Source organism: Gelidibacter sp. (assembly GCF_039916245.1).
GTDB lineage: Bacteria > Bacteroidota > Bacteroidia > Flavobacteriales > Flavobacteriaceae > Gelidibacter.
In genome coordinates this window covers 1-12467 of sequence record NZ_JBDSLS010000142.1, presented here as the reverse complement: position 1 = coordinate 12467, position 12467 = coordinate 1, and the positions used below count along the sequence as shown (strand labels likewise).

The window sequence follows — 12467 nt, the reverse complement described above, 5'->3', positions numbered from 1 at the left end:
AAAATCAGTAAATACCCTTTGACAATTCTTTTACTTATTTTGTATTTTCAAGACAGCTATGAGCTAGTCTGTAAAAGGATACTTTCTGCATTCTTGGAAAGTATCCTTTTTTGATCATAGTGATTTTCATATCCAACTCTATTTTTATCCATTATCATTGTTATCCGATTAAAGTTGGGTGGATCTTTAAAGAATGGTGATCAATGAAGGTTTTTCAACGTGTTTGATCCTCAATCTCCTTCATTTATCGGTGTTTGAAAACTATTTCTAAAATATCATAATCCATTCTAATTATGAATTTCAAAACCAATATCTTCAATTAATTACGTGTTTAGTCTTTGTTCTTGGTTCCATCAGCGGAGCGGCGGTTACTGAGCTTGTCGAAGTGTCTTAATTCTTTTCCGGACAATAGTGCCATTATATAAATAGTGTCTAGCAATTAGAGTTTTCGCCTCTGGAATAGTCACAGAAAATCAGTGCATATTATAAAAAATCAGCGTCCCCCGCCTTAACGGACGGGCAGGTCTGCGTTCTAATAGTGCCATAAAACAAACGTCCCTCCTATCCAACATCGCTGTTTTATAAAGATTGTACATCAAATTGATTTGCATAGGTTTGTTGAAAATCGTAACATTACCTATTAAACCTTTAACCAAAAATTATTTTTCACCTATGCAGAGCCAAGACATTAAGCCACAAGTACCTCAGGATAATCCGATTGTTGAAAATAAAGAACTGAGTATTTGGGAGGCGTTGATTCCGGTTCTTGCTTTGGTAATGATGCTCGCTTATAATGTTTATCTCTATGGTGGGGATGCTCTCAACGGTTCCAATCAGTTTATATTATTGTTAGGAGGTGCAGTTGCCGCTATTGTTGGCTTTTTCAATAAAGTCACTTTTGGACAAATGATTGAGGAGGTTTCAGAAAACATTAAATCGACCGCTGGCGCACTCCTCATTCTTCTTATGGTTGGTGCACTTGCAGGCACTTGGTTGATAAGCGGCATCATTCCAACCATGATTTACTATGGTCTTCAAGTTTTAAATCCAACGATATTTTTGGCCGCCTGCGTGATTATTTGTGCGATCATTTCGGTGGCTACCGGAAGCAGCTGGACGACTTCAGCAACGGTAGGAATTGCACTTATAGGTATTGCCAATGCTTTAGGAGTGCACCTCGGTATGGCGGCGGGAGCCATTCTTTCTGGGGCTTATTTTGGTGACAAGATCTCCCCTTTGAGCGATACGACAAATTTAGCTCCTGCCATGGCTGGAACAGATTTGTTTACTCACATTCGCTATATGCTTTATACCACCATGCCAACCTTAATTGTGACCATCATCGTTTTTATTGTGTTAGGCTTAAATATTGAAACGCATGGAACAGCCGATACTGAAAGCATTTTAACAGCACTTAAATCCTCCATTAATGTGAGTCCCTGGCTCTTTGCTGTTCCTTTACTGGTAATTGTTTTGATCATAAAAAAAACACCGCCGTTGGTCGCACTTCTTGCCGGAACATTGTTGGGAGGCTTAGCAGCACTCATTTTTCAGCCTCATGTTGTGGCCTCTATTGGGGGAGGAACTTCTTTGAATTTCACAACAGGCTACAAAGGTCTTATGGATGCCATAACTGTTGACACTGAAATCCCTACAGATAATGAAGCCTTAAAAGGTCTATTCGCATCTGGAGGCATGGCAAGCATGTTGGGTACAGTTTGGTTAATTTTATGTGCCATGGTTTTTGGAGGCATAATGGATGCCATCGGCGCCTTGGCAACGATCAGTAAAGCGCTTTTGAAATTGTTTCACACGACTTTTGGACTTTTTGCAAGTACAGTAGCCAGTTGTTTAGCACTGAACCTTACCGCCAGTGATCAATATTTAGCCATAGTTGTTCCGGGAAAAATGTATGCACAAGCCTATAAAGACAAAGGATTGGCACCCGAAAACCTCTCAAGAACACTTGAAGATAGTGGTACCGTAACCTCAGTTTTGGTACCATGGAATACCTGTGGCGCCTACCATAGCGGCGTTTTGGGCGTGGATACCTTACACTATGCTGGCTATGCGATTTTCAACTGGCTGAGCCCTTTTATGACCTTAATATTCGCTGCTTTCAGAATAAAAATAAGGCAGTTGGCTACGACTAAATAACGATTCTGGATTAATTATATGACTGTGCAACTATCTGTTTATTAATCAGAAGACATCTCCTATCCTACACATTTCTTATAGCCGATCAGGCTTGTCATTCATAAAACCTATGACAATATAATTTTATATAATCTATTCCTATCGTCATTAGCGTTAATATTAGGTAGTTTTGCACCAGAAATAATATTAATCTTAAACATATATCACATGGCATTTGTAGGAAAAAAATTCCCAAATTTAAACGTTAACGCAATGAATGAAATGGGCGAAACTTTCACCATTAACGTTCTTGAAGAAGCAACAAAAAACAACAAAAAAGTACTTTTATTTTGGTATCCAAAAGATTTCACTTTTGTATGTCCAACAGAATTACACGCCTTTCAAGCTGATTTAGCAGAATTTGAAAAACGTAACACTATCGTTATTGGCGCATCTTGTGATACTGCTGAAGTTCACTTTGCATGGTTAAGCACCTCAAAAGACAACGGTGGAATTGAAGGTGTTACCTATCCAATCTTAGCCGATTCTAATAGAAATTTGGCTAATGCATTAGATATTTTAGACATTACCAACGAATCTTACAATGAAGAAACAGGGTTTGTAACTGTTGAAGGCGACAACGTAACCTACAGAGCGACCTATATTATAGATGAAGAAGGAACAGTTGTTCACGAAAGCATCAACCACATGCCGTTAGGAAGAAACGTTAAGGAATACCTTCGTTTAATTGACGCTTACACGCACGTACAAGAAAAAGGTGAAGTTTGTCCTGCAAACTGGGAAGAAGGTAAAGATGCCATGCAAGCGAACGCTAAAGGCACTGCTGAGTACTTAAAAGCGCATTTGAACTAAGCGTTTCAACGTATAAAATCAAAGCCCTGTCGCAAGGCAGGGAATTTTATTAATTAAAAATTTATAATTATGGTCAAGGAATTAGAACAAGACAATTTAGGACAATTAGTGTCAGATAATGAGACTGTAGTTGTTCAATATTCGGCTAGCTGGTGTGGTAATTGCAGAATTATGAAACCGAAATTCAAAAAGTTAGCTTCAGAAAATGAAAACGTGACCTTTGTTATAGCCGATGCTGAAAAATTTCCAGAATCAAGAAAATTAGCTACCGTAGACAACTTACCTACGTTCGCGATTTTTAAAAATGGAACTTTTGTCAATCAAGTGCAGACTAACAAATTTGAAATTTTAAAAGATTTATTCGATGAAGCTACCAATAATTAAACACCTTACTCAATTTATTGAGGACAACGATGAGGATTTTGTAGTTGAGACTATTGAAACCTTAGAAAACCTCACTGAAGTCTCTTCTTTGAAGGACGAAGAACTTGATGTTATTGGAGAACTGATCTCTAATATGTATGGTGCATTGGAAGTACATAAAATGGTAAAGGAAGGTGCTCCTAAAAAAGAAGCTCTAAACACCTTTATGTCGCGTGTGCTTGGGTCGATAGACAAATAATATAAGCGTTTATTACATTTCAAAAACCATCTCCAACGAGGTGGTTTTTTTTTTATATACCGTCTTTTCAAACTTGTATCGCTGTATTAAGACCTCACATATTCAAGGTGTTATGAGGCCTATTTTTTGTATATTATGTGCAACTTATAACCTTAGAATTATGTTAGAAAACGATTACGTTAAAATTTTTTCAGGAACCTTTATAATCGTTCAATTGGTTGTGGATCGCTTAGAAAGCGTGGGCATTAATGCCATTGTAAAAGATGAAGGTGAATCGGCAAGAATGGCAGGATTTGGATCTTCTTTTCAAGGCTATCAAGAACTTTATGTAGCTCAAGAAGAACTCGATCATGCGATCCAAATTGTAGAAGCCGTTAAAGGAGAATTGGAGATATAAAAAAAACCCTGAATCACTTCAAGGTTTCTTTTTATTTTTTTGCAATTAACTATGCTTTTACCGCATACATTTTTTCTCTCAGCTCTTGAATTGCCTTATCATCCATATACTCATCAAAGGTCATGTAACGATCAATGACACCATTTGGAGTAAGTTCAATGATTCGGTTACCGACCGTTTGCGCGAACTCGTGGTCATGCGTGGTAAACAACACCGTTCCTTTAAAGTTAGACAACGAGTTGTTGAAGGCCGTAATACTTTCAAGATCCAAATGGTTGGTAGGCTCATCCAGCATCAAAACGTTAGCTCTCATCATCATCATTCTACTAAGCATACAACGCACTTTTTCTCCTCCAGACAATACATCTGAAGTTTTAAGCGCTTCTTCGCCACTAAAGATCATTTTCCCTAAAAACCCTCTTAAATATACTTCTTCACGTTCTTCTTCTGTTGTCGCCCATTGACGCAACCAATCTACAAGCGTCAGTTTATTATCAAAATACTCACTGTTATCCAATGGCAAATAGGATTGTGACGTGGTTATTCCCCAGTTATACTCCCCTTTATCTGCTTTTTCCTTACCATTAAGAATTTGATAAAATGCGGTGGTAGCTCGTGAATCCTTTGAATAAACCACTACCTTATCACCTTTAGCCAAGTTGATATCCACATTCTTAAAAAGAATATCTCCTTCCAAGGAGGCTTCAAGACCGGTAATATTTAAAATTTGATCTCCCGCTTCTCTATCGCGTTCAAAAATGATCGCTGGATAACGACGGCTAGAAGGTCTAATATCGGTAATATTCAACTTCTCGATCATCTTTTTTCTACTGGTTGCTTGTTTGGATTTTGCAACGTTTGCAGAGAAACGACGAATAAACTCTTCCAATTCTTTCTTTTTGTCCTCAGCTTTTTTGTTGTGCTGCGCACGTTGTCTAGCGGCTAATTGAGATGACTCATACCAGAAAGTATAGTTACCTGAGTAATGGGTGATTTTACTGAAGTCGATATCGGAAATATGCGTACACACCGAATCCAAAAAGTGCCTATCGTGAGATACTACAATGACACAGTTTTCATAATTGGCCAAAAAGTTCTCCAACCACGTGATGGTTTCATAATCCAAGTCGTTGGTAGGCTCATCCATAATCAACACATCAGGATTACCAAATAATGCTTGTGCCAACAACACACGTACTTTTTGTTTTCCATCCAAATCCTTCATGAGGGTGTAGTGGTATTCTTCTTTAATCCCCAAGTTGGACAGCATTGCCGCGGCCTCGCTATCAGCATTCCAACCATTCATTTCCTCAAACTGTACTTGGAGTTCTCCTATCTTATCAGCATTCGCATCTGTATAATCAGCATAAAGGGCGTCAATTTGTGATTTCAGTTCAAACAATGGCTTATTACCCATAATGATCGTTTCCAAAACAGTGTGTTCATCATACAAGTTATGATCCTGCTCCAAAACTGACATACGTTTTCCAGATTCCAAATGGACACGACCCGAAGTTGGATCCATTTTTCCAGCCAATATTTTTAAAAAAGTTGACTTTCCTGCACCATTGGCACCAATAATACCGTAGCAATTGCCCTGATTGAAGCTCGTATTGACTTCATCAAAAAGAATACGTTTGCCAAACTGAACCGAAAGATTAGAAACTGATAACATTTTATAGGTTTTAAATTTGGTGCAAAAGTAGAGAAAACCTATCATTTTAAGAAACTTAAAACCTTAAATTTCGAACCTCCTCCGATTACCTGCTATATTCGTCCAAACAAGCGCCTATATAGCCTGGACGGTTTTCAACACCCATCACAAAAAACATTTAACAGCGCCTTAACAACATGATGCATAAACAAGCTTTATTTTTGTTTTAATCCATGCAACACAATCAGCATCTGTAATTTATTTGTTTATGAGAATTCACATTATATCATTAATGCTTTTTGCCACGCTTTTTAGTTGCCAAAAGGATTCTGATAAAGATGGTACCTATGCTTATTTTGGAGGAGAAATCATTAACCCTAATAATGACTATGTCCTCTTACTTTCTCCGAATCATAAATTTGACACTTTATTTTTAGACGATTCCAATCGGTTTTTCAAGAAAATCGACAATTTAAAACCTGGACTCTACACCTTTACCCATGGTGGCGAATATCAAATGGCCTTATTGGAAGGAAGGGACAGCGTTATGGTCCGGTTGAATACGGTCGATTTTGACGAGTCGTTGGTATTTACTGGCGATGGAGCCAAAAAAAACAATTTCTTGATCAAGATTTTTCTGGAAAATGAAAAGGATCAAGAAAACTTTATCAACGTTTCACAATTGACTCCCGAACGATTTGATCAATATATTGATTCTGCACGCACCAAACGTATCGATGAATTTTTAGAGTTTTCTGATAAAAACCGTCTCTCTGAACTTTTTAATAATGTTGCAGAAACAAGTATTAATTACGGGTATTTCAGTGCCAAGGAAATGTACCCTTTTGGATATTACGGTTACCGAAATTTAAGAAAATATCAAGATTTACCAGCCACCTTTTATGACTACAGAAAGGATATTGATTATAACAATGCTGCCTTAAGCGATTATTTTATTTATAATCGGTTCCTCTATTCTCATTTTAACAATGTCGCCTTAAACGCGTTTTATAAAGACGCTCCTGTAGACACTATTTTTAACAGGCATTCTTTAATTTATAATTTGGAAAAATTAAAATTAATGGATGAGTATATTTCTAATGACACCATTAAAAACAAACTTCTTAAAAATACCACAAGAGATTTTATATCCATGTGCGAGGATTCAACAGAGACCGCAAAGCTCATTGCATCCTATCTCGACAAAAGCACAAACCCTAAGGACAAGGCTTATATTAAAAGATTATCAGTTGCTTTAAAACAATTGAAACCTGGTAAAATTCTCCCTAACGTGGAATTGTTGAGCTATGAAAATGAACGCTATAAATTGAGTGATCTGATTGCCAAACCAACAGTCATTTACTTTTGGTCTTCCAATCTGAAAATTCACTATAAAAACAGTCATTTTAAATCACAGGAATTGCGCAAAAAATATCCCAACATTGATTTTATTGCCATCAATATTAATGACAACGATAATAGGTATTGGAAAAAGACTTTAAACGAATTTAAATTCTCCACAAGTAATGAGTATCAATTTGCCAATCCTGATGACGGGAAGCAAACCTTGGCCATCAATACCATTTATAAAATGATCGTAATAGATAAGGACATGCGTATTGTAGACTCGTACTACAACATGTTCCAAAGACAATTTGAAGATGTCCTTAAGGGATTAAATGAATAAAAAAAGGCTCCAAATTGGAGCCCTTTCTTTTAAAATATATCACTAAGGAATTAGTTTCCTTTTTTGTAATCTTCCAAAAACTTCGCCAACCCGATATCCGTCAAGGGGTGGTTTAACAATCCAGTAATTGAACTCAAAGGCCCAGTCATAACATCAGCACCTAATTTTGCACAATCAATCACGTGCATCGTGTGACGCACAGAAGCTGCTAAAATTTCAGTCTCATAGCCGTAATTATCATAGATCATTCTAATTTCAGCAACAAGGTTAAGACCGTCGGTAGAAATATCATCCAAACGACCAATAAAAGGAGACACGTAAGTCGCTCCTGCTTTTGCAGCCAATAATGCCTGACCTGCAGAAAACACTAAAGTCATATTGGTTTTAATGCCTTTATCGCTAAAATATTTACACGCCTTTACACCATCTTTAATCATAGGTAACTTGACCACAATTTGCTCATGCAATTCAGCCAATGCTTCACCTTCTCTTACCATGCCTTCAAAATCTGTAGCAATTACCTCAGCACTCACGTCGCCATCTACCAAATCGCAAATGTTTACATAATGCTTCATGATGTTGTCGGTACCGGTAATGCCTTCCTTAGCCATTAACGACGGATTAGTGGTTACACCATCTAAAATACCCATGTCTTGGGCTTCCTTAATTTGCTCTAAATTAGCAGTATCAATAAAAAATTTCATAAATAATAGTATAAATATAAGTTGTGTTTGTCCCGAGGCTTCGGGAGCGCAAAGTTACGATTAATAACAAAGAAGTTGAGGGAATTTTAATTAAAACATATCAACATCACAAATCGAATATAATCCTACAATTTATAATGATTCATCAACATTTGCTCATAGATTTTATCCGGCAAAATGCGCTTTAATACAATGGAAAACTTCTGCATGAACTCCCCCACTTTATAATGAATTTTTGGATTGGGCGTGTTGATGATTTTGAAAATCGCTGCGGCCATAAGCTGTGGATCTTTGCCGCCACTCACATGAGCATCCATAAGATTCAAAGTGTCGCCATAAGGCTTTTTGTAAGGCGAATTTTCTAAGATGGGCGCATGATAGCGACCTGCGGCAATATTAGTAGCAAAATCGCCAGGTGCAACATTGGTCATCTGGATGTTGAAATCCTTGATTTCCATTCTGAAAGCTTCCGTTAGCAATTCCAAAGCACCTTTACTAGCACTGTAAACGCCTCTATAAGGTAAGCCCATATAGCCAGCAATAGAAGTAACATTAACGATAAGTCCTGACTTTTGCGTTCTCATTTGAGGTAAAACCGATTTTATGACGCGAATGGGCCCAAAGAAATTCGTTTCAAAATTACGTTGGATTTCAGCATCCGGAATTTCCTCAATGGGGCCAGTAATTCCGGCTCCGGCATTATTGATCAACACATCCAAACGACCGCTTTCGCTGATGACCGTTTGAATCGCTTTTTCGATGGAGTCAGTATCAGAAACGTCCAGTTGAACTAATTTAAATTGACTGTCTGAATAACGCTCAGGGTTTCTACTGGTACCATAAACAATAAATCCCTTTTGAGTCAAAAATTCGCCCACAGATTTACCTATTCCTGATGAACCACCTGTAATCAATACCACTTTTGACATGTTCAATTAATAATTAAGATTGAAAAATTAAGACCGCTTCATGTGCCAAAAATACAATATAAATAATGCTGTGAGGATTGAAAAGAAGAAGAAATTTGAACTTTGGAAAGTGAAATGAGCTATTTGAAGCTTGGAGATTCCCACCTTCGTGGGAATAATAAAAAAAAGGCAAGTTACCTACATCACACCGCTACGACCATTTACCTTTGCTGCGTTCCCGCCCTGGAGGATTCAACAGGAGCTGGTTGTGTAGGACTTGCCAGCTGCAAAGATACAATCTTTTACTACTTTTGCAATGATTTTATAAACTGAATTTAATTAAATACCTTGCCGAAAAATTAATACAATCTATGTCTACTACTAAACTTTTTATAATCACTGCCTTAAGTCTCTCGTTATGGTCTTGTGGCGACAATCCGAATGGTAAAAAAAGTAGTTTCTCAATCACTACCGATGCTAAAAACAATACCATCGCACTCGGGCAAACCCTTAAATTATCGATTGAAAACCCAAAAAACAAGACCATCAGTGGGATTACTTATAAAATAGATTCCAAAGAAATTGCTGCCGATTTTAATGTTAAGGATGTTCGTCTTGGAGAACACACTCTTACGGCAACGGTTACTTATGAAAACACATCTGAAGAAGCCTCTACAAAATTGACCATTTTAAACAATGCTGCTCCTAAAATTTACAGCTATAAAATTTTGAATGAGTATCCGCATGACATTACCTCCTATACACAAGGCCTCGAGTTTAATGATGGCATTTTGTACGAAAGCACAGGTCAATATGGTAAATCGAAGCTTAGAAAAGTAGATTACAAAACTGGTGAAGTTCTAAAAAACATCAATTTGGGCAGTCAGTATTTTGGCGAAGGACTGACCATCCTAAATAATAACATTTACCAACTGACCTGGAAAGAAAACATTGGTTTTATCCATAACGTCGATACTTTTGAAAAAACAGGAAGTTTCAATTACGGAAAAAGTAAAGAAGGCTGGGGTTTGTGTAACGACGGAAAAGTAATCTATAAATCAGATGGCACCAATAACATTTGGAAACTCAATCCAACAACACTTGCTGAAGAAGATTACATTCAAGTGTATACCAACACCGGTAAAATCGATAGTTTAAATGAATTGGAATATATCGATGGAAAAATATATGCCAACATTTACCAACGCAACGGTGTTTTAATCATCAATCCAGAAAATGGTGCTGTAGAAGGTGTCATCGACTTCTCGCCGCTTCAAAAACTGGTTACCCAACACCCAAGTTTAGATGTATTAAATGGTATCGCCTATAATCCAGAAACAAAAACTATTTTTGTAACCGGGAAGGATTGGGATAAGTTGTTTGAAGTTGAAGTGTTTGTTAAGTAATTTATACGGTCTAAAGCAGCATACCGGTCCGATTAACCTTCAGGTGGACAATTCTCAAGGAATGTTTAAAACAGCCTAAAACCTTGTTGCATTCGTGAAAGTTATAGTAAATAATTTACGTCGAAATTTTCAGGTAAAGATAAGTTTGTGAAAATTCGTGAAATTCGTGTCAAAATTTTTTCTTATAATTTTAGAAAAATACGAGAGAATAATATAATCCAACTAAACATACATAACCTTTGAAATATTTTCAGAAAGAAAGAATATCTTTTAATTTTATACATTAATTACCATCTCATGCAAAGCTTCGAAATACAGATCATTGTAGCCCAAGAGGATCTCGACAATCTCAACCATGTTAATAATGTCCGTTATGTACAATGGGTGCAAGATGTTGCCGAACAGCATTGGCATGCAAAAGCGACAGAGCAAATTCTTTCGGAATATTTCTGGGTACTCCTCAAACATCATATCGAATATAAAAACCCTGCGGTTTTAGGCGATGTCATTACCCTTAAAACGTACATCAAAGAATCTGGTGGCGCCACTTGCGTGCGAATGGTTGACATTTATAACAAAAACACCAACAAGTTATTGGCTTCTTCAGAAACAACTTGGTGCCTGCTCTCACAAAAAAACATGCGACCAGCTCGAATAACCGAAGAAATCAAAACCCTATTTAGTTAAATATAGACTAAAATTCTTGTTAAAGTCTCTTAATAGATCACGCTTGAAACCCTAAAATGACTTAATTTGAAGGTAATCAACCTCTAAGCCTAGTGACTAAATCTACTATTCTCTTTTGTCTTTTCGCCACCACGATGCTTTCTCAAAACATCTCTGGAACATTATATGACGCCGAAGCAGCAATTTCTGGAGTCAAAATAATGAACATTACTTCGAAGAGCATCACATCTACCGATGGGAGTGGGAACTTCAAAATCTACGCAAAAGTTAAGGATACGCTCATTTTCAGCTCCTTATTTCATCACACAAAACAGTTAGTGGTCACTCCATCCAATTTAGAAGGAACACAAGTGTTTGAACTGAAAAAGATAGTAAACGAATTGGACGAAATAGAACTTCATGGTCCTATCACTCCAAAGGAAATGGATGCCAAGGAAGCTACAAAAAGAATCAATAAACAATTTAAAACTGACGTTGAGAGAAACCCTCATTTATACCGAAGGCCGAATACCAATAGTGGACCAATAGATTTCATCGAGATTGGGAGACGCGTTGTCAAACTCTTCGAAAGAAAAACACCCAAAGAACAAAATCTGGCTGAAACCACTATTACTTCCAACGATTTAAATACGCTTTTCAAAACAGATAAGTTCTTTAATGATACGTTTCTTGTCTTAGATTTGAACATTACCAAAGACAACAAACACCTCTTCTTTGCTTATTGTGAAACAAAAGATATAGCATCCTCACTACTACGTCAGGATAATAAAATCTATCTTATTGACAAATTTTTGGACTACAGCGAAGAATTTCGGGAGATTTTAAAAGAAAGCCAAAACCATTAATACTAAATTTCTGTGAAATTGACGAGCGATACTTAAAATTACAATCTTAATCTAAGAGTGAATAGGTGGTTGCAAGCTTATTCGAAGTAGATAACTCAGTGCATTCGAAACAACTTCATTGCGCTCTTTGCGCTCTGCTTTGCGTCCTTGCGGTTTCTGTTTGATTTGTATTTAAACGCAAAGGCGCTAGGTTTTTCGCAAAGGTCGCAACGGAATGCCAGTATTTTTATGTTTTCCAATTTCATTTCGATCGCTGTGCTTGCGTGTCCCAAACCAATCGAAGTGTCGAAGAGTCTTAATTCCATCTTTCAATCTTTGATCTCCTTTCTTGATACTTTGCACTTTGCTATGTTCTCTTTTCTATGTTCTTTTTTCTTCTTCAGACATTACACAATTAAAAAGCCGTTCCTATCCATTCATAATTTCAAAAGTCATATTTTTGAATCTCATCTGAATTGATTGCCATAATGAAAAGAAGTCTTTATTTTATTCTTACTATTTCTACGTTAATCTTATGGAGTTCCTGCCGAAAGGACTTCGATTTTGAA

The 12467-nt window shown here is 36.9% G+C and carries 12 protein-coding genes and 1 other RNA gene; 9 read left to right on the top strand and 4 right to left on the bottom strand.

Annotated features, from left to right (window positions below):
* Positions 1-672: 672 nt before the first annotated feature.
* From nhaC to ABIQ28_RS07415, 5 genes are all read left to right on the top strand, one after another.
* On the top strand, positions 673-2157 hold the full coding sequence (gene nhaC / locus ABIQ28_RS07435) for a Na+/H+ antiporter NhaC (protein WP_348036253.1): 1485 nt from the start codon (positions 673-675) through the stop codon (positions 2155-2157).
* A 207-nt stretch (positions 2158-2364) separates the two neighbouring features.
* Positions 2365-3009, top strand: a complete 645-nt coding sequence (locus tag ABIQ28_RS07430; protein ID WP_348036252.1) for a peroxiredoxin — start codon at positions 2365-2367, stop codon at positions 3007-3009.
* Between the two features lie 69 nt (positions 3010-3078).
* The gene (locus tag ABIQ28_RS07425) at positions 3079-3393 is read left to right on the top strand and encodes a thioredoxin family protein (protein ID WP_348036251.1); all 315 of its coding nucleotides are present in this window, start codon (positions 3079-3081) and stop codon (positions 3391-3393) included.
* Entirely contained in the window at positions 3374-3631 is a 258-nt protein-coding gene (locus tag ABIQ28_RS07420) for a hypothetical protein (RefSeq protein WP_348036250.1), read from the top strand. The genes ABIQ28_RS07425 and ABIQ28_RS07420 overlap by 20 nt, the downstream gene beginning before the upstream one ends.
* 160 nt (positions 3632-3791) lie before the next feature.
* A complete protein-coding gene (locus tag ABIQ28_RS07415) occupies positions 3792-4028 on the top strand; it encodes a DUF2007 domain-containing protein (RefSeq protein WP_348036249.1) in 237 nt (78 codons plus the stop codon).
* Positions 4029-4077: 49 nt separating this feature from the next.
* Here ABIQ28_RS07415 and ABIQ28_RS07410 read toward each other — a convergent pair whose 3' ends face one another.
* Positions 4078-5703 (bottom strand): ABC-F family ATP-binding cassette domain-containing protein, encoded by a 1626-nt coding sequence (locus ABIQ28_RS07410; RefSeq protein ID WP_348036248.1) that lies wholly within the window; start codon positions 5701-5703, stop codon positions 4078-4080.
* Positions 5704-5950: 247 nt separating this feature from the next.
* Here ABIQ28_RS07410 and ABIQ28_RS07405 point away from each other — a divergent pair, with 247 nt between their 5' ends.
* Positions 5951-7369, top strand: coding sequence for a hypothetical protein (locus ABIQ28_RS07405; protein ID WP_348036247.1), 1419 nt, complete (start codon positions 5951-5953; stop codon positions 7367-7369).
* Between the two features lie 50 nt (positions 7370-7419).
* On the opposite strand, the gene fsa is transcribed toward ABIQ28_RS07405, so the two are convergent.
* From fsa to ffs, 3 genes are all read right to left on the bottom strand, one after another.
* Positions 7420-8073: a fructose-6-phosphate aldolase gene (gene fsa / locus ABIQ28_RS07400; protein ID WP_348036246.1), complete on the bottom strand. Its 654-nt coding sequence runs from the start codon at positions 8071-8073 to the stop codon at positions 7420-7422.
* A gap of 125 nt (positions 8074-8198) precedes the next feature.
* The gene (locus tag ABIQ28_RS07395; protein ID WP_348036245.1) at positions 8199-9002 is read right to left on the bottom strand and encodes an SDR family oxidoreductase; all 804 of its coding nucleotides are present in this window, start codon (positions 9000-9002) and stop codon (positions 8199-8201) included.
* 163 nt (positions 9003-9165) lie between these two features.
* Positions 9166-9264: signal recognition particle sRNA small type (gene ffs / locus ABIQ28_RS07390), an RNA gene on the bottom strand.
* 88 nt (positions 9265-9352) lie between these two features.
* Here ffs and ABIQ28_RS07385 point away from each other — a divergent pair.
* The 3 genes from ABIQ28_RS07385 to ABIQ28_RS07375 all read left to right on the top strand — a co-directional run bounded on the left by ABIQ28_RS07385 (position 9353) and on the right by ABIQ28_RS07375 (position 11919).
* Positions 9353-10387: a glutaminyl-peptide cyclotransferase gene (locus ABIQ28_RS07385; protein WP_348036244.1), complete on the top strand. Its 1035-nt coding sequence runs from the start codon at positions 9353-9355 to the stop codon at positions 10385-10387.
* 297 nt (positions 10388-10684) lie between these two features.
* Positions 10685-11074, top strand: coding sequence for a thioesterase family protein (locus tag ABIQ28_RS07380; protein ID WP_348036243.1), 390 nt, complete (start codon positions 10685-10687; stop codon positions 11072-11074).
* 92 nt (positions 11075-11166) lie between these two features.
* Positions 11167-11919 (top strand): hypothetical protein, encoded by a 753-nt coding sequence (locus tag ABIQ28_RS07375; RefSeq protein WP_348036242.1) that lies wholly within the window; start codon positions 11167-11169, stop codon positions 11917-11919.
* The last annotated feature ends 548 nt before the right edge of the window (positions 11920-12467 follow it).